The following is a 24758-nucleotide window of genomic DNA, read 5'->3' as shown; positions in this document are numbered from 1 at the left end:
AAACGCGGAACGCGTTTGCGCGGAGATCATGCTCAGACAAGGGGCTAAGGCGCGATGATGATTCAACCAGGCTTCATCGCGCTCTAGCGCGGCGCTAGAGATGACCAGAGTTGCCAGCATCGGCGAATGTATGATCGAGCTGCGCCAGGCCCCCGGCGGCCAGCTCGGCGGGCTGTATTCGCGTTTCTATGGCGGCGACACGCTCAATACCGCGGTTTATCTGTCCCGACTCGGCGTCCACGTCGATTACTTCACGGCGCTCGGCGATGATGCGCTGAGCGATGAGATGATCGCGGGCTGGGCGAGCGAAGGCATCGGCACCAAGCATGTCGCGCGATCCGCGGGCAAGCTGCCCGGCCTCTATCTGATCCAGACCGACGACAAGGGCGAGCGGCGCTTCTTCCACTGGCGCGACGGCGCCGCCGCCCGCGACCTGATGGATCTGCCCGAAACGGAAGACATCCTGAACTCGCTCGCGACCTATGACGTCGTCTATCTCTCGGCGATCACGCTCTCGATCCTGCGCGAGGACGGGCAGGAGCGATTGCTGGCGGCGCTGAAGCGTGCGCGGCTGCTGGGGACGCGGTTTGCGTTCGACACCAATTTCCGCACCCGCGGCTGGCCGGACCTGAACGTCGCGCGGAAGGTCTTCAGCAGCGCGTTCGAGACGGCCGATATCGTGCTTGCCTCGACCGAGGATCTGGCGCCGCTTTATCCCGGCGAGAGCAACACAGCACTGCTGGCGGGCATCTCGAGCCCCGAGGTGGTGCTGAAGCTCGCCGAGCCGGCCTGCATCGTGCGCTCGGCCGGCGGAACGCGCGAGGTGAGGGCGGAGCAGCTCACCAAGCCGGTGGTCGATACTACCGCGGCCGGCGACAGTTTTGCCGCTGCCTATCTCGCCGCGCGGCTCGGCGGCGCCGAGCCCGAGGAGGCCGCGCGCGCCGGCCATCGGCTGGCCGGTGTCGTGGTATGCTATCCCGGCGCGATCATTCCCCGCTACGCCATGCCGCCGAAAAAGGCGCTTCGTCTCCCACCATCCCGCAAGGCCTCGCAATGACAACGACATCGAAGCAGGACCGGATCGCCGGGCTGATCCGTCAGGCCACCGTGATCCCGGTGCTGACCATCGAGCGGCTCGAGGACGCGGTGCCGCTGGCGAAGGCGCTGGTCGCCGGCGGCGTGCGGACGCTCGAGGTGACGCTGCGGACGGCGGTCGCGGTCGACGCGGCCAGGGCCATCATCGCCGGTGTGCCGGAGGCGATCGTCGGGATCGGCACGATCCTCAATGGTGACGACCTGGCGCGCGCCGAGGCGCTGGGCGCCAAATTCGGCATCAGCCCGGGGGCGACGCCCGAGCTGTTGACGGCGGCAGCCTCCAGCCGGCTGCCCTTCGCGCCGGGGATCGCAACCGCCTCCGAGCTGATGCAGGCGCTGGCCCACGGCTTCGACGTCGTCAAATTCTTCCCGGCCGAGCAGGCGGGCGGTATCAAGGCACTGCGGGCTCTGGCCGGACCATTTCCGCAGGTCAGGGTGTGCCCGACTGGTGGGGTCAGTGAGGTCAATGCGGCGACCTGGCTCGCCGAGCCGAATGTGCTGGCGGTCGGTGGTTCCTGGTTGTGCCCGGCGGCCGATATCCGCGCCGGCAACTGGGCCGGCATAACCGCCATGTGCGCGACGGCGATGAAAACGCTGAAAGCCGCCTGAAGATACGCTACATAAACCTCCGAACAGGAACAGGGAGATACAGCCATGACCGCCAGCATCGTGGGTTGGGCGCACACGCCATTCGGAAAGTTCGACGCGGAGACCGTCGAGGGTCTCGTGGTCAAGGTCGCCAACGAGGCGCTGGCTGACGCCGGCATCGCTGCGTCCGATGTCGACGAGATCATGCTCGGTCATTTCAACGCCGGCTTCTCGCCGCAGGATTTTACGGCCTCGCTGGTGCTGCAGGCCAATCCGGCGCTGCGCTTCAAGCCGACCACCCGCGTCGAGAATGCCTGCGCCACGGGCTCCGCCGCCGTGCATCAGGGCATCCGCGCCATCGAAGCCGGCGCCGCGAAGATCGTGCTGGTGGTCGGCGTCGAGCAGATGACGAAGACGCCGGGCCCGGAGATCGGCAAGAACCTGCTCAAGGCCTCGTATCTGCCAGAGGACGGCGACACGGTCGGCGGCTTCGCCGGCGTGTTCGGCAAGATCGCGCAGGCCTATTTCCAGAAATACGGCGACCAGTCCGATGCGCTGGCGATGATCGCCGCCAAGAACCACAAGAACGGCGTCGCCAATCCCTATGCGCAGATGCGCAAGGATTTCGGCTTCGAGTTCTGCCGCGCCGAGAGCGACAAGAACCCGTTCGTCGCCGGTCCCTTGAAGCGCACCGACTGCTCGCTGGTCTCGGACGGCGCCGCCGCGCTGGTGCTGACCGATGCCGAGACCGCCAAAACCATGGGCAAGGCGGTGAACATCCGGGCCACCGCGCATGCGCAGGATTTCCTGCCGATGTCCAAGCGCGACATCCTGCAGTTCGAAGGCTGCACCACCGCCTGGCAGCGCGCGCTGCAGAAGGCCGGCCTGCAGCTCTCCGACCTGTCCTTTGTCGAGACCCATGACTGCTTCACCGTCGCCGAGCTGATCGAATATGAAGCGATGGGCCTGACGCCGAAGGGACAGGGCGCGCGTGCGATCATGGAAGGCTGGACCCAGAAGGACGGCAAGCTGCCGGTCAATCCGTCCGGCGGTCTCAAGGCCAAGGGCCACCCGATCGGCGCCACCGGCGTCTCCATGCATGTGATGAGCGCTATGCAGCTCACGGGGCAAGCACCCGAGGGCATGCAGCTCAAGAACCCGCAGATCGGCGGCATCTTCAACATGGGCGGCGCCGCGGTCGCCAACTACGTCTCGATCCTCGAGCCGGCGAAGTAGCTTGAACATTGCCGAATGGCTGGCGGCGACGGCACGGGCGCGTCCCGACGCGCCGGCGCTGCTGACCGGATTCGATCTCGACGCCGACTACGCCACCTTTGCCCGCCGCGCCGCCTCGATCGGGGCGGCGCTGGCACGCGATCACGGCATTGCCGCCGGCGACCGCATCGCGCTGTTTGCGTCGAACTGCACGCAATATCTCGAATGCCTTTACGGCATCTGGTGGATCGGCGCCGCCGCGATCCCGATCAACGCCAAGCTGCACGGCCGCGAGGCGGCGTGGATTTGCGGCAATGGCGGTGCCAAACTCGCCTTCGTCTCCGATGACACGATCGATGCGTTGAACGAGGCGAAGGACGACTGCCCCGCCGGCATGACCACGCTGTCGGTCGGCAGCGACGCCTACAAGACGATGCGAGGCGGCGAGGGACCACCAGCGCCGCTGCCGCGCGAGAGCAATGATCTCGCCTGGCTGTTCTACACATCGGGCACCACGGGCCGTCCCAAGGGCGTGATGCTCAGCCACGGCAATCTGGTCGCAATGTCGCTGTGCTATCTCGCCGACGTCGATCCGGCGACGCCGCACGATGCCTCGCTCTATGCCGCGCCGATCTCGCATGGCGCCGGCCTCTACAATTTCCCGCACGTCCGGATGGGCGGCCGCCACGTCGTGCCGGAGTCCGGCGGCTTTGATCCGGATGAGGTGCTCAACCTCGGCCGCCAGCTCGACAATGTCGTGATGTTCGCGGCCCCCACCATGGTGCGCCGCCTGGTCGATGCCGCCAAGAGGGGCGGTGAGAACGGCGAGGGGCTGCGCACCATCATCTATGGCGGCGGTCCGATGTACACGGCCGACATCCTTGATGCGATCGCGACGATGGGCCAGCGCTTCGTTCAGATCTACGGCCAGGGCGAGTCGCCGATGACGATCACGGCGCTGTCGCGCAGCTGGTACGCCCGGAGCGATCATCCGCGCTATCTCGAACGGCTGGCCTCGGTCGGGCTGGCACAGAGCGTCGTCACGGTGCGCATCACCGACAAGGACGGTAAGCCACTGCCTGCCGGTGAGACCGGCGAGATCGAGGTCAAGGGCGCGACCGTGATGCTGGGCTACTGGAACAATCCGAAGGCCAATGCCGAGACGCTGAAGGACGGCTGGCTGCGCACCGGCGATGTCGGCCGGCTCGACGCCGATGGCTTCCTCACGCTGTCGGACCGCTCCAAGGACGTGATCATCTCCGGCGGCACCAACATCTATCCGCGCGAGGTCGAGGAAGCCCTGCTGACCCATCCCGATGTCCGCGAGGTCTCGGCCGTCGGTGTGCCGGATCCGGAATGGGGCGAAATCGTCGTCGCCTGCGTCGTGCTCGCGGACGGCGCCGCCGCTGACGACGGCAGGCTCGACGCGCATTGCCTTGCCTCGATCGCCCGCTTCAAGCGGCCGAAGCGCTATGTCTATCTCGATGCACTGCCGAAGAACAATTATGGCAAGGTGCTGAAGACCGCGCTGCGGGAGATGCTGGCCAAAGGCATGGGCTAAATCGCGGCGAGGCTGGGTTGGATCGAAAACATCGAAAACAACCCCATGCACAGTAAGGATTGGGGCCACCAGAGCGGTTAAGGGATAGGCCGCCGCCTCCCGCCGCGCTAAGCTGCCTGCGCTTGTCACCGGGAGAACGGACCATGGGAATCGAGACGTCTCTGTCGCTGTCGGAAGTGAACGATCGCATCGCGATCCTCCGGGACAATATCAGGCAGCTGATCGAGCAGGCCGCGGGCGCAGCCGGCGCCGAAGTCGAGGAGCGCATTGCCGAGCGGCTCGAGCAGCAGAATGCGGAACTGGAAAAGCTCCTGAAGGCGCGCGAGGTGATGACGGGGCAGTCGCCGGCATAGGGGCGGCGGTGAATACGCTTCGTTTGCTCGCCCCGCGTTCCGCCGCACGGAAGCGGCCCGGCCGCCGCCATGCATACGCCCATACGCCCGGTGCAGCTTGATCTCTTTGAGAAGCTCCCGTTACTAGCTCCATAACCACGACATCCGGGAGCGAACAGGACGATGGGACCACTGCAGGGTATCAAGGTCGTCGACATGACGACCGTGCTGATGGGACCCTACGCCACGCAGATGCTTGGCGATTACGGCGCCGACGTCATCAAGGTGGAATCGCCCGATGGCGACGTGACGCGTCAGATCGGCCCGACACGGCATCCCGGCATGGGACCGGTGTTCCTCAACACCAACCGCAGCAAGCGCTCGATTTGCCTCGATCTGAAGAAGCCGGCGGGGCGCGAGGCGGTGCTGCGGCTGATCGCGAAGGCCGACGTGCTGGTCTACAATGTGCGCCCGCAGGCGATGGCGCGGCTGCAGCTCGGCTATGACGTCGTTTCCGAGGTCAACCCGCGGCTGATCTATGCCGGCGTGTTCGGCTTCGGCCAGGAGGGACCTTATGCTGCCAAGCCCGCCTATGACGACCTGATCCAGGGCGCGACCGCGTTGCCCGCGCTGATGGCGCAAACCTCGGACGGCGTGCCGCGCTATGTGCCGAACGCGCTGGTCGATCGCATCGTCGGCCTCACCGCGGTCGGCGCGATCTGTGCGAGCCTCGTGCATCGCGACCGCACCGGGCAGGGCCAGCGCGTCGACATTCCGATGTTCGAGACCATGGCCGGCTTCGTCATGGGCGATCACATGGGCGGCCTGACCTACGATCCGCCGCTCGACAAGGGCGGCTATGCGCGGCATCTGTCGCCCGACCGGCGACCGTACAAGACGCTCGACGGCTATATCTGCGTGATCGTCTACAACGATAAGCAGTGGGAGAATTTCTTCAAGGCAACCGGCCGCGACGATCTGCGCAGCGATCCGAAATTCGCGACCTTCGCCGGCCGCGCCAGCAATATCGATGTCGTCTACGCCGAGCTCGCACGTATTCTCCAGACCAGGACCACTGCCGAGTGGAACGCGATCCTCGAAAAGGCCGACGTGCCCGTGATGCCGATGCACGATCTCGAGAGCCTGCTCGAGGACCCGCATATGGTCGCGACCGGCGTCTTCCCCGTGGTCGATCATCCGACCGAAGGCCGGATCCGCAGCATGACGCCGTCGGCGCGCTGGTCGGAGACCAGGGTCGAACCAAGCCGGCTGGCGCCGCGGCTCGGCGAGCACAGCGAAGAGATCCTGCGCGAGGCGGGTTTCTCCACCGAGGAGATCGCGGCGATGCTGCGCGACGGCGCGGCCAAGGCGGCGAACGCATAGGAGACGACAGATGGACTTCGCACTGTCCGCCAATCAGGAATCGATCCGCGACGCGGTGGCAAAAATCTGCTCGCGCTTTGACGAGGCCTACTGGCTGAAGAAGGACAAGGAGGGCGGCTATCCGGCCGACTTCCACCGCGCGCTGGCCGATGCCGGCTGGCTCGGCATCTGCATTCCCGAGGAGTATGGCGGCTCCGGGCTCGGCATCACCGATGCCGCGATCATGATGCGCACGATCTCCGAATCCGGCGCCGGCATGTCCGGCGCGTCCGCGGTGCATATGAACGTGTTCGGGCTCAATCCGGTGGTGGTGTTTGGCACCAGCGAGCAGTGCCAGCGCATGCTGCCGCCGATCATCGACGGTCGCGACAAGTCCTGCTTCGCGGTGACCGAGCCCAATACCGGCCTCAATACCACGCAGCTCAAGACCCGCGCGGTGCGCCAGGGCGACAAATACATCGTCAACGGCCAGAAGGTGTGGATCTCGACCGCGCAGGTCGCCAACAAGATCCTGCTGCTCGCGCGCACCACGCCGCTGGAGGAGGTGCGCAGCCCGACCCATGGCCTCAGCCTGTTCTACACCGATTTCGACCGCAAGCGCGTCACCGTGCACGAGATCGAGAAGATGGGCCGCAAGCCGGTCGATTCCAACGAGCTGTTCTTCGAGAATTTCGAGATCCCGGTCGAAGACCGCATCGGCGAGGAAGGCCGCGGCTTCGAATACATCCTTCACGGCATGAATCCGGAGCGCATCCTGATCGCGGCCGAAGCGGTCGGCCTCGGCCAGATCGCGCTGAAGCGGGCGTCGGAATACGCCAAGGGCCGCATCGTGTTCAACCGGCCGATTGGCATGAACCAGGCGATCCAGCATCCGCTGGCGAAGTGCTGGATGGAGCTGGAGGCTGCCTGGCTGATGGTGCTGCGCGCCGGCTGGCAATATGACCAGAACCTGCCGTGCGGCCCCGCGGCGAACTCGGCAAAATATCTCGCCGCGGAAGCCGGCTTCCATGCCTGCGAGCAGGCGGTGATGACCCACGGCGGCTTCGGTTACGCCAAGGAGTATCACGTCGAGCGCTATTTGCGGGAATCGCTGATCCCACGCATCGCGCCGATCAGCCCGCAGCTGATCCTCAGCTTCATCGGCGAGAAGGTGCTCGGCCTTCCGAAGTCGTATTGATGTTAAGCCGTCATTCCGGGCGCATCAAACATGCGAGCCCGGAATCTCGAGATTCCCCGGTTCGCAATTGCGCACCTGCGGTCTGGTCCTACGGTCCATCCCGGAATGACGTGGAAAGAGAGAGTACGCTGACATGAGCTTCGTCACCGGCGTCGGCCTCACGTCCTACGGCAAGCATGAGGGCCTGTCCTCGCTCGACCTGATGAGCAGGGCGGCCCAGCTTGCGATCTCGGATGCCGGGCTGAAGCGCTCCGACATCGACGGCATCCTCTGCGGCTACTCCACGGTCTCGCCGCACATCATGCTGGCCACGGTATTCGCCGAGCACTTCGGCATTCGCCCGTCTTACGCGCACGCCGTGCAGGTCGGCGGCGCCACCGGCCTTGCGATGACCATGCTGGCGCATCACCTGGTCGACGCCGGCGTCGCAAAGCACGTGCTGGTGGTCGGCGGCGAGAACCGGCTGACCGGGCAGAGCCGCGACGCCTCGATCCAGGCGCTGGCGCAGGTCGGGCATCCCGATTACGAGGTGACGCTGGGGCCGACGATCCCGGCCTATTACGGCCTCGTCGCGACGCGCTACATGCATGAATATGGCGTCACGCAGGAAGACCTTGCCGAGTTCGCGGTGCTGATGCGCAAGCACGCGCTGACGCATCCCGGCGCGCAATTCCACGAGCCGATCACGGTTGCCGACGTGATGGCCTCCAAGCCCGTAGCGATGCCGCTCAAGCTGCTCGACTGCTGTCCGGTGTCGGACGGCGGCGCGGCGTGCGTGATCAGCCGCGAGCCGACCGGCGAGCGGCAGGTCCGCGTCCGCGGCTGCGCCCAGGCGCATACCCATCAGCATATCACCGCCGCGCCCGCGCTCAGCGAACTCGGCGCCGAGATTTCGATCGCGAAGGCGAAAGAGGTGTCGGGGATCGCGATCCCGGACGTGCGCTACGCCGCGGTCTATGACAGCTTCACGATCACGCTCGCGATGCTGCTGGAGGATCTCGGCCTTGCCGGACGCGGCGAGGCGGCGGCGCGGGTGCGCGCCGGCTATTTCAATCAGGATGGCGAGATGCTGCTCAACACCCATGGCGGCCTGCTCAGCTATGGCCATTGCGGCGTCGGCGGCGCGATGGCGCATCTGGTCGAAACCCATCTGCAGATGACCGGCCGCGCCGAAAATCGTCAGGTGCGCGACGCCTCGGTCGCGCTGCTGCACGGTGACGGCGGGGTGCTGTCGTCGCATGTCAGCATGTTCCTGGAGCGCGTGCGATGAGCGGACCGATCGTGGACTGGACCAAGGCCACTGAAGCCATCGTCTACCAGACCTGCAACGGCTGTGGCGCGCGGCAATATTTCCGCCGCAGCTTTTGCGCCGCCTGCGGTTCGCCCGATCTTGCCGAGCATCGCGCGAGCGGGGCAGGGACGGTGTATGCGACCTCGCTGGTCTGCCGCGCCGCGACGCCGGAGACGCGGGCGCATGTGCCGTACAACATCGTGCTTGTCGATGCCGACGAGGGCTTTCGCATGATGGCCCATGGCGACAACGACCTCGCCATCGGCGACAAGGTCGCGGCGCGCTTCACGCAATTCGCGGGACGGCTGGTTCCATATTTCGCAAAGGCGAAATGAGGGGCTGAACGATCCAATCAGAACGCGAGACCAGGCTGAACTGGTTCGCTCTTGCCCCTCATAGTTTGCGGATACTAAAGCGCGATGAGATTAGGCTGAATCATCATCGCGCTTTAGCACCTTGTTTGAGCATGATCTTTTCGGAAAACCGCTTCGCACTTTTCCGGATCATGCTTTAGTGCCAATAAAAGATGACGCTGGCGATGACGAGCATCGCCGTCACCGCCAGCATTTGCGCAAGCGCTTCCGAGGCCGCCCTCTTGGTGGCTTCTTTCATGCGTTTCCCCTAGACTTGGGCGTGACTCATCGTTGCGCGAATTGCGCGCAAGACGGCCGGATTTTTTACTCGGAACACCCCGCGTCGAGCATTCGCTTTGACGAGTCCCCACTCAGCGAATATCGACTGTGACAAGGTTGTCTGGGAATGCGGCGGCAATTTGACTCGCGCGTGTTGCTCCTGCGACAGCAGCCCGTACAAAGCGTTTTCGAGCGAAGTGGATACCGGTTCGCGTGAAGAAAACGCGTCAAAACAAAGATCTAGAGCCCCGTTCCGATTTCATCGGAACGGAAAAGGCTCTAGTGTTTCGGAACCCGACAGAAACGACAGCAAGATCAAGGTTAGGAAATGGCCCGTATCGACTACTCCGATCCCGCGAAGGCAAGCCCGCGTACCCGCGAGATCCTCGACAAGAACCGCAACGCCAACATCTTTCGCATGATGGCGCATTCGCCAAGCTACTTTGAACAGTACTGCCGGCTCGGCGGCGCGATCCGCCACAAGGGCGAGCTCGATCCCGTCGTCCGCGAGCTTGCGATCACGCGCACCGGCATTCTCTGCGAGGCGCCCTACGAGATCGTCGCGCACAAGCGCATCGGCAAGAATGTCGGCGTCACCGACGAGCAGAACGCTGCGCTCGAAGACTGGCAATCGGCGACCTGCTTCAACGAGGTGCAGCGCGCGGCGCTCGCCTTCACCGACGAGATCGTCAAGCTGAAGAAGCCGACCGACGCGACCTTCAAGACGATCGCGGCGAAGCTGACGCCGGCCGCGCTGATCGAGCTGCAGCTCTCGGTCGGCTTCTACATCATGACGTCGAAATTTCTCGAGACCTTCGAGATCGACTTGCAGCCGGTGACGGAAGTGGTGAGCTAGGCGCGAGCACGACACTCGAGCCTGTCTCCACTTGCATTGTTGCTAACATTGCTGGACTAGCGCTTACCGCACGTCATGGCCGGGCTTGACCCGGCCATCCAGGCCTTTCTTCAAGAGGAGGACAAGACGTGGATGCCCGGGTCAAGCCCGGGCATGACGAGTTGCGAGAGCGAGACGAGCTCACAAGCGTCCTCGGACGAGAAGACCTACCCCGACGTCAACAGATCCACCTTGGCATTCGCCACGATCAGCCGATCGGCGAGGATCTGCGCGAGGTTGCGCATGATCCGCTCGCCGGCGCGCGGGTGCTGCTCGCGGAAGCGCTCGAAATCCCTGATCGCGAACTCATAGGCGGTCGCCGACATGTCGGCGAGCACGTCCGCGGAGCGCATCGGCTCCAGGAGCGCCATCTCCCCGAATGCCATGCCGGCCGTCAGCGTCGCGAGCCGGATGCCGTCGGGCAGGGTGACGTGAACCACGCCGCTGCGCAGGAAGAACAGCGAGGTCGCCTCACTCCCCGCGGCGATGACCTTTTCATTCTGCTGGTAGGTCCGGACGGTGCAGAGCGCGGCGAGATCGGCGATCTCGGCTTCGCTCAATCCGGCGAGCAGCGGCTGCTCGGAAAGCTCCGTGGTCTCGAGGAAGTCGATCGAGCCGCCATAGCGGTAGACGATCTGGTCCTCGGCCCACTCGATCGCGGTGTCGAGCAGATAGAAATCCCTGATATTGCCGAGCCGCCTGGTCCACTCGCTGATCGTCGCCCATGCGCGCGAGGTCCGTTTGATGCCGGAGAGGATCACCGTGACGCCGAGCTCGGCGAGCTCCTGGAACGCCTCGGCCACCAGCCTTGCACCCGCGCGGGTCGTCGCGGTGACGCGGCGCAGATCGAAGATCACGAATTCGGGCCGCGGGCTTCCGGCGAGGCGGCGCGAGACATAGTCGACATTGGAGAGCGACAGCGTGCCGACCAGCTCGATCACGCGCACCTCCTGGAAGTGCCTTGCCAGGATCTCCTGCTCCTGCGGCCGGCGCACTCGCCGCGACGGGTTCTTGCCGATATTGTAGTCGGCGATGATGCTGTGGCGGGCGTCGTCGCTGCGGTTCAGTATATGCAGGTCGTAATGCGCCGACAGCGTCTCGCACACCTTGATGCCGCGCACGCTGTTGCCGTGCTTGTCGAGTTTTGGCGAATAGCTGCCGAGCCCGAGCCGCGCCGGCAGCGCCGCCAGAATGCCGCCGCCGACGCCGCTCTTGGCGGGAATGCCGACGCGGTAGATCCATTCGCCGGCGTAGTCGTACATGCCCGACGAGGTCATCACCGAGAGCGTGCGCGCGATCGCGTAGGGCGTCACCACCTGCTCCTCGGTCAGCGGGTTGATGCCGCGGTTGGCGAGCGTCGCCGCCATCACGGCGGTGTCGCGCGCGGTGACCAGGATGGAGCATTGCCGGAAATAGACGTCGAGCACCGCAGGCACGTTCTCGGTGATCACGCTGTTGGTGCGCAGGAGATAGCCGATCGCCCGGTTGCGGTCGCCGGTGGCGCTCTCGGAAGCATAGACCGCCTCGTCGACATCGAGCTCACGCCCGGCGAAGCGGCCGAGCGCCTGGCGGATATAGTCGAACGCGCCGTCGCCCTTGTCGGTGTGGAGCAGGCCGGAGCAGGCGATCGCGCCGGCATTGACCATCGCATTGAACGGGTGGTTCTCGGCATTGAGCCGGATCGAATTGAAGGGGTCGCCGGACGGTTCGACGCCGATCACGCTTTCCACCCGTTCGGCGCCCAGCGTGTCCAGCGCCAGCGCGAACACGAACGGCTTCGACATCGACTGGATGGTGAACGGCACTCTGGTGTCGCCAACCTCGTAGACGTGGCCGTCGAGCGTCGCCAGGCTGATACCAAAATGGGCAGGGTCGGCCTTGCCGAGCTCGGGGATGTAGTCGGCAACCGCGCCGGCGGCCTCCGGCAGGAAGTCTGCGTAACAAGTGTGCAGAAACCGCAGCAGCGGCGGCTTCGAGCTGGACCAGGCCGTGGTGGTGGCGGTGACGGGAGGAGGCGATCGTTTCATCGCCTCTTGTTGTGCAACGCAATCAGGGCGCGCGCAACTGGTTCGGAACCAGCGCCTGACGGCGGACCAGCACCAAGGCGATCAGCACCGTCGGGGCGAGGATCGCGAGCCCCAGCAGCGATACCTGCAGCTGCGACAGCGGGTTGATGCCGCCGCCGGGCGTCGCGAGCACGAAGCCGCCGATCACCAGCAGCACCCGGAGCGGCCATTCCAGGGCGCCGGCGCCACGGAGGTCGCCGACGAAGGCCTGGTAGCCCTGGATGCCGCCACAGATGAACAGCGTGCCGCACGCCGCGAGCGCCATCAGGCCGAGGCCGGCGAGATAGGGGCTCGGCCCCTGCATCACCAGCGCGGGGTTCAGCACGAAGAAGAACGGGATGAAATAGATGATGCTGCCGACCCACATCGATTCCCACCCGGTCTTCATCGCGGGCGAGCCGGCGATACCGGCCGCAGCGAAGGAGGCGATCGCGACCGGCGGCGTGATCGACGACAGCATGCCCCAATAGAAGATGAACATGTGCACCGCCATCCGGTTCAGCCCGAGCTTCTCCAGCGCGGGCGCAACCAGGATGGCGAGGAAGATGTAGCAGGCGGTGGTGGTCAGCCCGAGGCCGAGGATCAGGCTGGTCAAGGCGCACATCGCGAGCAGCAGGAGCGCGTTGTCGCCTGCCAGCGTCAGGAGGTCGTTGGCAAGGCTCGAGACCACGCCGGTCATCGAGAACGCCCCGATCAGCAGGCCGCAACCGGCGAGGATGCCGACCAGCTCCACGAAGGTGCGGCCGTTGACCTCGAGGAATTTTCCGATCGTCCCGAGCGTCCAGCGGCTCTCCTTGGAGAAGATCTGGTTCAGCACCAAGAGCAGCGCGGTGGCGTAGAACGGCGCGTGGCTCTCGCGCTTGAAATACAGCAGCATCACGATCAATAGCGCGATCACGAAGACGTAGTACCAGCCGTTCTTGATCGTATCCATCACCCGCGGCAGCTCGGCGCGCGGAATGCCCTTCAGCCCGTGGCGCGCGGCGTAGGAGTCCACCTGCATGAACAGGCCGACATAGTAGAGCGCCGCCGGGACGATCGCGGCCACCGCGACCTCCGCGTAGCTGATATTAAGGAACTGCGCGATCACGAACGCGGTGGCGCCCATCACCGGCGGCGCCAGCACGGCGCCGGTCGAGGCACAGGCCTCGATCGCGCCGGCATAGGAGGCGCGGAAGCCGCTCTTCTTCATGACCGGGATCGTCATGGTGCCGGCGGTCAGCACGTTGGAGACGATCGAGCCCGACATCATGCCGAGCAGGCCGGAGGCGAAGATGCAGACCTTGGCGGCGCCGCCGCGGAACGTGCCGCACAGCGCGAAGGCGAGGTTGATGAAGAATTTTCCGGCGCCGGTCATCATCAGCGCGGTGCCGAACACCAAAAAGCCGATCACGGTGTCGGCGAAAGCCTGGATCGGAATGCCGAGCAGGCTCTCGCCGGACAGCACGTGATAGGCCGTGGTCTGGTCGAGCGTCAGCTGCGAGCCGCGGAACGGGCCGAGCCAGCTGGCCTCGGCGAACAGCGGATAGACGGTGAAGGGCAGCACGCTGAGCAGGAGGCTCCAGCCGCCGGTCCGGCGCAGCGCCTCCATCAGCATCACCCACATCACGAGGCCGGCAATGATGACGTTCCTCGGGGCGCCGTCGGACTCCCAGCCATATTGCGCCGCCTTGCGCACGTTCAGCATCAGCCAGATCGAGGCGGCGAAGGTCGCGACGGCAAGCGCGAAATCATACCAGGGAATGCGGTTCAGCGGCGCGCGCTCCGATCCGGGGAAGATAAGGAACGTGAAGGGCAGCATCAGCGCGATCAGCAGGTAGAAGTACTCGGTGTTGAGCTGGGTGTAGTCGATGAAGAAGCGCAGCGAGAACTGCTGGTTGATGCAGAGCAGGATGGTTGCGGCGGTTGCAACCACCAGCGCCCAGCGCCACACGCCGCGCAGGGTGCGCACGCGCGTGACCTCGGCTTCCTGCAGATTGTCGAGGCCGGCATGCGGATCCTCAAACTCGATTCTTTTCGCAGGCGCAGCCGCGGCGTTCTCGGGCATTACGCATCCCCCAATGTTGTCCGTTTTGCCCGTAGCCTAGAGCATGATCCGGAAAAGCGCGAAGCGGTTTTCCGGAAGCACCATGCTCAAACGGGCGGAAGCGCGATGACGATCAACCCGATCTCATCGCGCGTTGGCGGGTCTCACTCAAAGCCGTTGGGCATATTGGCTTTCGCAAGCGCGGCCGCGCGTGCCTTCATCCAGCCATCGAGGAAGGCCTTGTCATCCGACGGCGGGTTCGACTTGCCGTAATCCGCCCAGGCGGCGGCCAGCACCTCCTGGCGCTTGTAAAGCGCGTTATTGTGCGCCTCCTGATCGTCGCTCCAGTGGCCGGCTTCCTTGAGCGCCTTCACCGCGCCGGGATGCACGGGGACGACCCAGTTCTTGGTCTGCCGGTCGGCGCCGAGCCCGGCGGCGCCCGGCGCCGAGTCCTTGTAGGCGTCGTAGTTGACGATCATCGCCTTGGTGATCGCATAGATCTGGTCGGCCGGCTGCGCAGCATAGGCGACGAAGATCGGATAGGGGTAATTGCCGAGCTGGATCGGCTTGTCCGGCGAGATGCCGGCGCCGCATGTTGCGGTTTGCGGGAAGAAGAACGAGCCGACCTTTTTCACCCGTGCCCAGCCTTCCTTGTCGTCGGCGGGCAGCGGCGGCCACATCAGGCCGCGCGGCGAGGTCTCGGCTTCCTTGGCGGGGCCGGTGATCGTGGTGCCGAAGGCGGCATCGGTGTCGTTGTTGATCAGGCCTTTCCACATCGCGCCGTAGCTTGCGAACTCGACGATCTTGACGTCCTTCTGGGTGAGGCCGCCGAACGCGAGCATCGCGAGCGAGTTCTGGTTCAGCGCCGGCGAACCGACCACGAAGCCGACGCGCTTGCCGCGAAGGTCCTTCATTTCCTTGACGCCGGCATCGGCTGCCACGCCAAGCGCGCCGCAGTTGCAGTCCACCGACGACAACATGAGCTGCAGCGGCTGCGGGCCCCATTCCTTGGCGCCGAACTCGAACACGCCTTCCTGCGCGAAATAGGTGCCCGATCCCATCGCCGAGGAGACCGCGCGCTTGGCGCGCAGCGGTGCGAGCCGGGCGACGTCGTTGCCGGCCGGCAGCACGCGGACGTCGGTGCCGTATTTGTCCTTCATCATCTTGCCGACGCCGACCGCGATGTTGAAGCCGGCGGTGCCGGTGTCGTAGGCGGTCACCGCCATGGTCGGCGGCAGCTTGATGTCCTCGGCCGAGGCGGGCAGGGCAGCGAAGATCGAAATGCCGGCAAGAGCGGCGGGCGCGAGCGCCATCAGCCGATGGATCATAATTCCTCCCTTTGTTTCGCTGTGCGAAACTTTTGCGGGCGGGATGATTGCATCGTGATCCGACGATGGCAACGCTACCTCCGGCGCAAGCCGGCGATTTCGGCCGCTACATCACCGGACAGATTGTCGCGGCCGGACGGCAGGGGTGGGATCTCAGGTCTCGACGATCGCGACCGCCTGGCCTTCGGCGATGACATCGTCGATCTTGACCAGAATCGACTTGATTTTGCCTGCTGTCGTCGACGTGACCGGTATTTCCATCTTCATCGCTTCGACGAACGCAATCTCGTCGCCATTGCCGATGCTGCTGCCGGTCTCGACAGGAAGCGCGCAAACGCGCCCGGCAACTTCGGTCACAACCTTGATCTCTGGCATTCCACTCTCCGATACCGTCTTGCGGAAATTTCATCCGGCGAACGGCTTTTTGTTGTGGCGGCAGATTGCCTGAGGTAGATTCTTCTGCAAGTGGAATTTTATTCCGCAAGACGGAATGGAGCCAAATAGATGGGAAGGCGCTCGGAACGGCTTAGCAGGCAGGGAATGCTCGCCAGCGAGACAGGCGATGGCGATGTCATCCAGGTGGTGTCGCGCGCCTTTGACGTGTTGCGGTGCTTCGAGGGACACGAGGCCCGGCTCGGCAATCTCGAGATCTCGAACCGCTGCGGCCTGCCGCGTTCAACGGTGTCGCGATTGACGCACACGCTGACGCGGATGGGACAGCTGGTCTATCTGCCGCGCGACCAGAAATATCGCATCGGCCCGAGCGCGGTCGCGATGAGCACCACGATGATGAAGGGGCTGCAGCTGCGCAATCTGATCCGGCTGCGCCTGCAGGATGTCGCCGATCAGTTGCCCGGCACGGTGGGCTTCGTCATCCCCGACCGCTTTCATCTGGTCTATCTGGAGTTCGCCCGCGCGGCCAACGCGCTCGGCCTGCATGAGGCCACCGGCAGCCGGATCTCGATGGCGACCACCGCGGCCGGCCACGCCTATACGGCTGCGCTCGATCCCGCGGTCGGCGACGCGCTGATCGCGGAGATGGAAGGCGAGCTGCCCGACAGCGCCAAAATGCTGACGCCGCGCATCGAGGCCAACCGCCGGCATTTGCAGGAGCACGGCTACGTCGTCGCCTGCGGCCTGTGGAGCCCGCACATCAACGGCGTCGCGGTGCCGCTGTGGTCGCCGCAGTACCAGACCTATGTGGTCACCACGATCGGCCTGCTCTCGGCGATGTATGACGAGGCGCGGCTGCATCGCGAGGTCGCACCGCAAATGGTCGAGCTCGCCGCCGCACTCGGCAGCCTGCTCGAAGGCGCCGACGGCGACATCTTCAGCAATCGGATCGAACGCAAGTCGCTTCCGGTGACCGCCCATAACAACAACAAAATCCTCAAGACGGGAGCAGTGAATGAACTGGAAGCCGGAACTCGACGACCTCGCCCGCCGCGAAGCGTTCGCGCGGGAGATGGGAGGCGTTGACAAGGTCAAGCGGCAACGCGACCAGGGCCGGCTCACGGTTCGTGAGCGTATCGACAAGCTCGTCGACCAGAACAGCTTTCACGAGGTCGGTGCCATCTCCGGCATCGCCGAATACGACGAGAACAACGAACTCAAGCAGCTGACGCCGGCGAACTGCGTGTTCGGCCGCGCCAGGGTCGACGGCCGCACCGTGGTCGTGGTCGGCGACGACTTCACCGTGCGCGGCGGCTCGGCGGATGCATCGATCTCCACCAAGCCGCTGATGGCGGAGGAGATGGCGCATGACTTCCGCCTGCCGATCGTTCGCATGATCGAAGGCTCGGGCGGCGGCGGCTCGGTGAAGACGATCGAGACCAGGGGCGCGGCCAATCTGCCCGGCGGCGTCGGCGGCACGCGCTGGTACTGGTACACGACCGCCAATTTGGCGCGCGTGCCGGTGGTCGGTCTCGGGCTCGGCTCGGTCGCGGGCCTTGGTGCCGCGCGGCTTGCCGCCACGCATTACTCTGTCATGACCAAGAGCTCCGCGATGTTCGTCGCCGGCCCGCCGGTGGTGAAGCGCCTGGGGCAGGATCTGACCAAGCAGGAGCTTGGCGGCGCCGACATCCAGACCCGCGCCGGCGCGATCGACCAGGCCGTCGAAACGGAAGAGGATGCGTTCGATTACGCGCGGCGTTTCCTGTCCTATCTGCCGTCGTCGGTCTACGACCTGCCGCCGACCGTTCCCTGCACCGACGACCCGGAACGTGCCGAGGAATCGCTGCTGAAAGCCGTGCCGCGCAACCGCAAGCAGGTCTACAAGATGCGGCCGATCATCGATGCCGTCGTCGACAAGGGCTCGTTCTTCGAGGTCGCGAGCAATTTCGGCCGGCCTGTGATCACCGGGCTGGCGCGGCTCGAGGGCAGGGCGGTGCTGCTGCTCGCCAGCGATCCCTTCCACTATGGCGGCTCGTGGACCGCAGACGCCTGCCAGAAGGTGGTGCGCTGGGTCGACTTCGCCGAGACCTTCCATCTGCCGGTGGTCTATCTGATGGACTGCCCCGGCTTCATGATCGGGCTCGAGGCGGAGAAGACGGCGACCATCCGCCATGGCGTGCGGGCGATGGCGGCGGTCAACCAGAGCACGGTGCCGTGGTGCACCATCATCATCCGCAACGCCTTCGGCGTCGCCGGCGTGGTGCATCAGCCGGCCAACCGCTTCTCGATGCGCTATGCGTGGCCGTCGGCCTATTGGGGCTCGCTGCCGCTCGAGGGCGGCATCGAGGCGGCCTATCGCGCCGAGATCGATGCGGCCGCCGATCCCGCCGCCAAGCTGCGCGAGATCGAGGATCGCCTCAACAAGCTGCGCTCGCCGTTCCGCTCGGCCGAGAAGTTCTGGGTCGAGGAGGTGATCGACCCGCGCAAGACACGCTCGCTGCTCTGCGAGTTCGCGCGCCTCGCCGAACCGATCCGCACGGCCGGGCCGCCGAGCAACATGTCGACGCGACCATAAGGGCTCCTCAGACTCAACGCGTCATGCGCGGGCTTGACCCGCGCTCCATCGAATGAGCCATTCTAAGCGGATGGATTGCCCGGTCGAGCCCGGCAATGACGGCCTTGTCCTACTCCGCTTCCCGATGCACGTCGTGGATCACGATGCCCATGCCGTTTTCGGGCATCTTGATCCATTCGCGCCGCTTCAGCGAGCGCTTGGTGTCCTCGTGCCCGCTCACCCAGTGCTCGCGCATCGAGGTGCCGGAGAATTCGTGGTCCTTGGCGTCGCCCTCATATGCCTTCTGCTGATAGATCAGCTGCAACAGCGTGATGCCCGGCAGCCGGGCGTTTGCCTTCTTGAGCTGGCGCTCCTCGTCCGAGAGCTGATCGTCGGGGATTTTTCCCAGCGCGTTGTGCAGGGCGGTGCGCAGATTGTAGGTCTTGCGATAGACGTCGGTGTTGTAACGGGTACGCGACGAATACATGATGTCCTTGTGCCTGGCCATCACGTCCTGGATGTCGCGCGGCAGCGCGCCGCGCGCCGAGAACAGGTCGACCTGGAACACCAGCGAGTTCATGTTGTCTTCCTGGTCGAGCAGATGCTGCAGCGGCGTGTTGGAGACGATGCCGCCGTCCCAGAAATGATCGGTGCCGACCTTCACCATCGGCAGTGCCGGCGGCAGTGCGCCGCTCGCCATGATGTGCTCGGGAATGATCTCGTCATGGGCATTGTCGAAATAGATGAAGTTGCCGGACAGCACGTTCACCGCGCCGACCGCAAAGCGCATTGTCTTGGAATTGATGCGGTCGAAATCGACCAGCTCGAGCAAGGACTCGCGCAGCGGCGTGGTGTCGTAGTAGCTGGTGGCGGTGCGCGCGCCGGCCAGGCTGAACCACGGATTGGTCTGATGCGGGGTGAAGAAGCCGGGCTGCCCCAGCGTCGTCGTCAGCCATGAGCTGGTGAGATTGCGCGCCTTGCGGAAGATGTCGCCGTCCGGCGTGTAGTGCCAGATCTTGCGGTTGGTGATGCGATCCCAGAATGTGTGCAGCCGCTCCAGCCGCTTTTCGGGCGGATTGCCGGCGATGATCGCCGAGTTGATTGCGCCGATCGAGACGCCGCACACCCAGTCGGGCTCGATGTTGGATTCATGCAGCGCCTGATAGACGCCGGCCTGATAGGCACCGAGTGCGCCGCCGCCCTGCAGGACCAGGGCCACGCGATCGCAGCCTTCCGGACGCCAGCCGGGCGTCGCGTGATCGATATCGTCGAAATGTGGGGTTCGCGCGTCCATATCAGACACTCCAAAAATTCGCGGCGAGAATTCAGCGTGCCGATGACGCGGTGATGACAATTGCGGCGCTCACGCTCGGCGCATCCGGCATGCCTGCCTGCATGGTTAGCGTTGGCCTCGGCAGCGCGACCCGGGTCAACGCAAGCGCAACCTGGGTCACGCAGGCGTAACCTGGGTCACGCAGGCGTAACCGAGGTCATGCACCTGACGGAAATCCCTCACATCGCTGTCAATCTCGGCCGTTAGCTTCCGGGCAAATTTTTCAAACAGGGGGTTATTGCGATGCGCAGGGAAGATCTGCTCAAGCTTCCGTCGATGCCGGCCGCCGGCCCGAGCTATCCCGCCGGTCCGTATCGCTTCATCGATCGCGAATTCCTCGTCATCACCTATGAGACCGATCCGGAGTTGATCCGCGCCGGTCTGCCCGAGCCGCTGGAGCCGATCGAGCAGGCGATCGTGCATTACGAATGGATCAAGATGCCCGACAGCTCCGGCTTCGGCAGCTACACCGAGTCCGGCCTCGTGATCCCCGCGCGCCTGCATGGCGAAGAGGTCAACTTCGTCTGCCAGATGTATCTCGACGATGATCCGCCGATCGCGGCCGGCCGCGAGATCTGGGGCTTTCCGAAGAAGTACGCCCATCCCAAGCTCGAGATCGTCAAGGACACGCTGACCGGCACGCTGGAATATGCCGGCCAGCTCGTTGCGATGGGCACGATGGGCTACAAGCACGAGAGCATGGCAGGCAATGGCGACGTCACCCGCGCCACGCTTTCGAAGACGCAGGTTAATCTGAAGATGATCCCCGGCGTCGACGGTCATCTCGAGGTCTGCCAGCTGGTCGCGATCAACCTGACCGACATCGTCGTCAAGGGCTCCTGGATCGGACCGGGCCGGCTGCATCTGGTGCCGCATGTCAATGCACCGGTCGCCGATTTTCCGGTCAAGCGTGTCGTCGGCGCGCATCACTTCCTCGCCGATCTGACGCTGCCGTTCGGCCGCGTCGTGCACGACTACAACAAGGAGGCCGCGGAGGCGGCGGCGCCGACCGGTCTTGCGGCAGAGTAGGGCGGTCGCTGACATAAAACTGTAACAGGCGCGTCCTCCTATGTTGCGTCGAAGGGACGCGCTTGCTCAGCGTTGCGCGTGGGCGAGGTTTTGAAGATGTCATGTCGCGCGGTTGCGTCGTCGATTGCCCTGGGGGCCGGCCATGCTGGCTGACCCACCTCCCGCTCCGGTCGGGGCGCTGCTGACCCGCGAGGCGGTCCCCGGTCTGGTCTGGGCGTTCCGCCTGCATCACGACGGCCGCGCCGAGGCGCTTCCGATCGATGCGCCGATCGAGCCGAGCCATGACGGAAGGCTGTGGCTGCACTTCAACCTGACCGACGTCCGCACCCGGGCATGGCTCGCCAATATGCACATCCCGCAGCTCGCGCGGGACCTCTTGCTGTCGAATGACAATTTCCAGCAGATCCACGTCGTCGACAATTGCGTCTACGGCGTGTTTTCCGACCTGGTGCGGGATGTTGAAGCCGCGACCCGCGAGACCGGCTTCCTCCGCTTTGCGATGACCGAGCGTCTCCTGATCAGCGGCCGTCATCAGGCGTTGTGCTCCGCCGATGCGACGCGCCGCGTGCTCGAGGGCGGCCATCGCGTCGGCAGTGTCGCGGCGCTGCTGGAGAAGATCGTCGACGAGATCGCCGACACCATGGACCGCATGGCGGACAAGATCGGCACCGATATCGACGCGATCGAGGAGCGGGTGCTCGCCGAGGATACCGGATCCGAGCTGCGCAAGAATCTGAGCCGAATGCGCCGCACCTGTGTGCGCCTGCATCGCCAGCTTGCCGGCCTGCGCGTGCTGTTCCACCGGCTCGAGCAGAAGAATACCGACAATCTCAGCCCGGCGCTGCGGCTGCAGGCCGGCAAGCTCGCGCAGCGGCTCGACGGCCTCGACCACGACATCGTCGAACTGCACGAACGCAGCCGCCTGCTGGAGGAGGAGCTGCGCTTCAAGCTCGAGGAGGAGAGCAACAAGCACCTCCACGCCTTGTCCGTCGTCACCATGATGCTGCTGCCGCCGACGCTCGTCACCGGCATCTTCGGCATGAACACCAAGGGATTGCCGCTGACCGACGTCGACAGCGGATTCCTGGTCGCGGCCGGCCTCCTGGTCGGGTCGGCGCTGCTGGCCTATCTGCTGATGCGGCGGCTTGGCATCGTCAAATAGCGCGAGCGCACCGCGGCAATCCCGATGTGCAGAGCTATTTCCCGCGCGATGTTGGTGGCCGCGGCCCTCGCGCTCGGCGCGCCGGCGCATGCGGAAGACAAGCCCGTCGCCGATCGGATTGCGGATACGCGGGCTGCCCTCGAGGAGGCCGGCTACCAGTTCAGCCTGACCTATATCGGTGAGGGGTTTTCCAACGTCTCCGGCGGCGTCAGCAATGGCGCGGCCTATACCGGCCGTCTCGATCTCGGCACCACCATCGACCTCGAGAAGGCGATGGGCTGGACCGGCGCGACCTTCCACGCCAACATGTACCAGATCCACGGCGATGGGCTGTCGCGGAGCTATGTCGGCAATTTGTTCCTGGTGTCCGGCGTCGAGTCGCTGCCGGCGACGCGGCTCTATGAATTTTGGATCGAGCAGAAGCTGCTCGGCGGCAAACTCTCGGTGCGCGTCGGCCAGCAGGGTTCGGACGTCGAGTTCATCGACAGCCAGTACGACGACATCTTCATCAATTCGGCGCTGGGCTGGCCCGGCATTGTCGGCACCATTCTGCCGGCCGGCGGACCGTCGCCGCCACTTGCCGTGCCCGGCATCCGGATCAAGGCCAATCTGTCCGACCGCATCACCGCCTATCTGGCTCTGTTCGACGGTTCGGCTTCGCCGCCGCAGGGGACCGACGATCCGCAGATCTTGAACGCCCACGGGCTGAATTTCCGCGTCAACGATCCGCCATGGTGGATCGGCCAGCTCAAATACAAGCTCGAGATCGGTGAGAGCAGGCTGCCGGCGACCATCACCGGCGGCGCCTGGTATCACATGGGCTCGTTCGCCGACCAGCGCTTCTCGGCCGACGGGCTGTCGCTCGCCGATCCCGACAGCTCCGGCGACACGCGATGGCTGCGGCGGGACAACGGCATCTTCATGGTCTATGAGCAGCTGCTTGCGCGCGCCAGGCCGGACGCTGACAAGGGCGTCGCGTTCTTCATGCGCGCCTCGGTCAGCCCGTCGGACCGCAATCTGATCAGCACCTATGTCGACGGCGGCTTCCTGTTCTCCGGCTTCAGCGAGACCTATCCGGACGATCGGTTCGGCATCGCCGCGATCTATGCCAGGATTTCGGACGCCGCGCGCGCGCTCGACCGCGACACCCAGATCTTCACGGGCACGCCGTATCCGATCCGCGACTACGAGGCGATCCTCGAAATCACCTACCAGCACGTGGTGAACCCGAATTTCACCATGCAGCCGATGTTTCAATATATCGCCCATCCCGGCGGCGGCGCCGTCGATCCCAACGATCCGACGCAAACGCATCGGATCAAGGACAGCATGGTGTTCGGGATGCGCACCATCCTGTCGTACTGACCGGCGCACGCAGCGCAGGCAGCGGCCTCAGGCCGCGACCGGCTTCGGCTCCGCCACCGATTTCGGCTGCGGCCGTGCGATCGCCAGCGCGATCAGCGCGGCAAAGATGCACAGCGCACCGGCAATGAAGAACGCCGGCAGGTAGCTCTGATAGATCGTGCGCGACAGTCCGGCGCCGAACGCGGCGGCGCCGGCGCCGAGCTGGTGGCCGGCGAAGATCCACCCGAACACCAGATTGGCGCGCTCGGCGCCGAAGCGCTGCGCGGTGAGGCGCACCGTCGGCGGCACCGTCGCGATCCAGTCGAGGCCATAGAACATCGCGAACAGCGACAGCCCGTAGAACGTGAAGTCGGAGAACGGCAGGAATAGCAGCGACAGGCCGCGCAGGCCGTAATACCAGAACAGCAGATAGCGGTTGTCGTAGCGGTCCGACAGCCAGCCCGAGACGATGGTGCCGAAGAAATCGAAGATCCCCATCGCGGCGAGCAGGCTTGCCGCCTGCACCTGCGGGATGCCGTAGTCGAGGCACATCGGGATCAGGTGGACCTGGACCAGGCCGTTGGTCGAGGCGCCGCAGACGAAGAAGGTCGCGAACAGGATCCAGAACACCGAGGATTTCGCGCAGTCGCGCAGCGTGCCGAGCGCGGCGGTCACGATCGGCGCATTGGCCGGCGGCGGCGCGGGAAGCGGCGCGGTGCCCTCATCGCCGAACGGACGCAGGCCGACGTCGCTCGGCCGGTCGCGCATCACCATCAGCACGGCAAAGGCGGCAACGGCGAGCATGACGCAGACCAGCCCAAGCGCGACACGCCAGCCGAAGCGCTCGGTCAGCGTCGCGAGCAGGGGCAGGAAGGCGAGCTGTCCCGTCGCGACGCTCGCCGTGAGGATACCGACCACGAGGCCGCGTCGCGCCACGAACCAGCGCGCCGCGATGGTCGCGCCGAGCACCAGCGCGGTCATCCCGGTGCCGATTCCGATCACGACACCCCACAGCAGGATGAGCTGCCAGACCTGCGTCATGGCGAGCGAGGCCAATAATCCGGAGACCACGATCAGCTGCGCCGCCAGCGTCACGTTACGCAGGCCGTAACGGTTCATCAGCGCGGCGGCGAACGGCGCCATCAGCCCGAACAGGATGAAGCGGATCGACAGCGCGGAGGAAATCTCGGCGGTGGACCAGCCGAACTCCTTCTGCAGCGGCACGATGAACACCCCGGGCGCGCCGACGGTGCCGGCGGAGATCAGCGCGGCAAGGAAAGTCACGGCCACCATCACCCAGCCGTAGTGGATGTTGCGGCGGGCGAGGGTGGAAGCAAGCCAGTTCGAGATCATT

General features: G+C 65.2%; 21 protein-coding genes. 15 read left to right on the top strand and 6 right to left on the bottom strand.

Annotated elements, in window-relative coordinates; translation table 11 throughout:
• The first annotated feature begins 100 nt into the window (after window positions 1-100).
• The 10 genes from E2I15_RS09775 to E2I15_RS09725 all read left to right on the top strand — a co-directional run bounded on the left by E2I15_RS09775 (window position 101) and on the right by E2I15_RS09725 (window position 10130).
• Window positions 101-1057, top strand: coding sequence for a sugar kinase (locus tag E2I15_RS09775; protein WP_137479643.1), 957 nt, complete (start codon window positions 101-103; stop codon window positions 1055-1057).
• The gene (gene eda / locus E2I15_RS09770) at window positions 1054-1704 is read left to right on the top strand and encodes a bifunctional 4-hydroxy-2-oxoglutarate aldolase/2-dehydro-3-deoxy-phosphogluconate aldolase (RefSeq protein WP_137479644.1); all 651 of its coding nucleotides are present in this window, start codon (window positions 1054-1056) and stop codon (window positions 1702-1704) included. Before E2I15_RS09775 ends, eda begins: the two co-directional genes overlap by 4 nt.
• Before the next feature lie 45 nt (window positions 1705-1749).
• On the top strand, window positions 1750-2919 hold the full coding sequence (locus E2I15_RS09765) for an acetyl-CoA acetyltransferase (protein ID WP_028344634.1): 1170 nt from the start codon (window positions 1750-1752) through the stop codon (window positions 2917-2919).
• 1 nt (window position 2920) lies between these two features.
• Entirely contained in the window at window positions 2921-4459 is a 1539-nt protein-coding gene (locus E2I15_RS09760) for a class I adenylate-forming enzyme family protein (RefSeq protein ID WP_137479645.1), read from the top strand.
• A 143-nt stretch (window positions 4460-4602) separates the two neighbouring features.
• Window positions 4603-4812, top strand: a complete 210-nt coding sequence (locus tag E2I15_RS09755; RefSeq protein WP_057019739.1) for a hypothetical protein — start codon at window positions 4603-4605, stop codon at window positions 4810-4812.
• Between the two features lie 162 nt (window positions 4813-4974).
• Window positions 4975-6174, top strand: coding sequence for a CaiB/BaiF CoA transferase family protein (locus E2I15_RS09750; protein WP_137479646.1), 1200 nt, complete (start codon window positions 4975-4977; stop codon window positions 6172-6174).
• A 10-nt stretch (window positions 6175-6184) separates the two neighbouring features.
• On the top strand, window positions 6185-7351 hold the full coding sequence (locus E2I15_RS09745; protein WP_137479647.1) for an acyl-CoA dehydrogenase family protein: 1167 nt from the start codon (window positions 6185-6187) through the stop codon (window positions 7349-7351).
• A gap of 133 nt (window positions 7352-7484) precedes the next feature.
• Window positions 7485-8621: a thiolase family protein gene (locus E2I15_RS09740; protein ID WP_137479648.1), complete on the top strand. Its 1137-nt coding sequence runs from the start codon at window positions 7485-7487 to the stop codon at window positions 8619-8621.
• Window positions 8618-8977: a Zn-ribbon domain-containing OB-fold protein gene (locus E2I15_RS09735; protein WP_137479649.1), complete on the top strand. Its 360-nt coding sequence runs from the start codon at window positions 8618-8620 to the stop codon at window positions 8975-8977. Before E2I15_RS09740 ends, E2I15_RS09735 begins: the two co-directional genes overlap by 4 nt.
• 625 nt (window positions 8978-9602) lie before the next feature.
• Window positions 9603-10130 (top strand): carboxymuconolactone decarboxylase family protein, encoded by a 528-nt coding sequence (locus E2I15_RS09725; protein ID WP_016847181.1) that lies wholly within the window; start codon window positions 9603-9605, stop codon window positions 10128-10130.
• Between the two features lie 206 nt (window positions 10131-10336).
• On the opposite strand, the gene glsA is transcribed toward E2I15_RS09725, so the two are convergent.
• From glsA to E2I15_RS09705, 4 genes are all read right to left on the bottom strand, one after another.
• Window positions 10337-12196 carry a glutaminase A gene (glsA, locus tag E2I15_RS09720; protein WP_137479651.1) on the bottom strand — a complete coding sequence of 620 codons (1860 nt, stop codon included), beginning with the start codon at window positions 12194-12196 and terminating at the stop codon, window positions 10337-10339.
• Window positions 12197-12218: 22 nt separating this feature from the next.
• Complete coding sequence (locus E2I15_RS09715; protein ID WP_137479652.1) at window positions 12219-14282, bottom strand: TRAP transporter permease; 2064 nt, start codon at window positions 14280-14282, stop codon at window positions 12219-12221.
• Between the two features lie 143 nt (window positions 14283-14425).
• A complete protein-coding gene (locus tag E2I15_RS09710) occupies window positions 14426-15589 on the bottom strand; it encodes a TAXI family TRAP transporter solute-binding subunit (protein WP_137479653.1) in 1164 nt (387 codons plus the stop codon).
• Between the two features lie 153 nt (window positions 15590-15742).
• On the bottom strand, window positions 15743-15964 hold the full coding sequence (locus E2I15_RS09705) for an acyl-CoA carboxylase biotin carboxyl carrier protein subunit (protein WP_076826552.1): 222 nt from the start codon (window positions 15962-15964) through the stop codon (window positions 15743-15745).
• A 129-nt stretch (window positions 15965-16093) separates the two neighbouring features.
• On the opposite strand from E2I15_RS09705, the gene E2I15_RS09700 reads away from it, so the two are divergent.
• Both E2I15_RS09700 and E2I15_RS09695 read left to right on the top strand, forming a co-directional pair.
• Window positions 16094-17068 carry an IclR family transcriptional regulator gene (locus E2I15_RS09700; protein ID WP_057019748.1) on the top strand — a complete coding sequence of 325 codons (975 nt, stop codon included), beginning with the start codon at window positions 16094-16096 and terminating at the stop codon, window positions 17066-17068.
• Window positions 16998-18557 (top strand): acyl-CoA carboxylase subunit beta, encoded by a 1560-nt coding sequence (locus E2I15_RS09695; protein WP_137479654.1) that lies wholly within the window; start codon window positions 16998-17000, stop codon window positions 18555-18557. Before E2I15_RS09700 ends, E2I15_RS09695 begins: the two co-directional genes overlap by 71 nt.
• 109 nt (window positions 18558-18666) lie before the next feature.
• Here the strand turns inward: E2I15_RS09695 and E2I15_RS09690 are convergent, their stop codons facing one another.
• Window positions 18667-19830, bottom strand: a complete 1164-nt coding sequence (locus E2I15_RS09690) for a patatin-like phospholipase family protein (protein ID WP_137479655.1) — start codon at window positions 19828-19830, stop codon at window positions 18667-18669.
• 282 nt (window positions 19831-20112) lie between these two features.
• Here E2I15_RS09690 and E2I15_RS09685 point away from each other — a divergent pair, with 282 nt between their 5' ends.
• The 3 genes from E2I15_RS09685 to E2I15_RS09675 all read left to right on the top strand — a co-directional run bounded on the left by E2I15_RS09685 (window position 20113) and on the right by E2I15_RS09675 (window position 23425).
• Window positions 20113-20898 carry an acetoacetate decarboxylase gene (locus E2I15_RS09685; protein WP_018271149.1) on the top strand — a complete coding sequence of 262 codons (786 nt, stop codon included), beginning with the start codon at window positions 20113-20115 and terminating at the stop codon, window positions 20896-20898.
• A gap of 142 nt (window positions 20899-21040) precedes the next feature.
• Window positions 21041-22060 carry a transporter gene (locus E2I15_RS09680; RefSeq protein ID WP_137479656.1) on the top strand — a complete coding sequence of 340 codons (1020 nt, stop codon included), beginning with the start codon at window positions 21041-21043 and terminating at the stop codon, window positions 22058-22060.
• A gap of 48 nt (window positions 22061-22108) precedes the next feature.
• Complete coding sequence (locus E2I15_RS09675; protein ID WP_137479784.1) at window positions 22109-23425, top strand: carbohydrate porin; 1317 nt, start codon at window positions 22109-22111, stop codon at window positions 23423-23425.
• Between the two features lie 27 nt (window positions 23426-23452).
• Here the strand turns inward: E2I15_RS09675 and E2I15_RS09670 are convergent, their stop codons facing one another.
• Window positions 23453-24757 carry an MFS transporter gene (locus E2I15_RS09670; RefSeq protein ID WP_137479657.1) on the bottom strand — a complete coding sequence of 435 codons (1305 nt, stop codon included), beginning with the start codon at window positions 24755-24757 and terminating at the stop codon, window positions 23453-23455.
• Window position 24758: the final 1 nt, after the last annotated feature.

The organism is Bradyrhizobium sp. BR2003, from assembly GCF_009720285.1.
GTDB classification, from domain to species: domain Bacteria; phylum Pseudomonadota; class Alphaproteobacteria; order Rhizobiales; family Xanthobacteraceae; genus Bradyrhizobium; species Bradyrhizobium elkanii.
The sequence above is the reverse complement of the archived record's forward strand: the minus strand, read 5'-3'. Positions and strand labels throughout refer to the sequence as shown.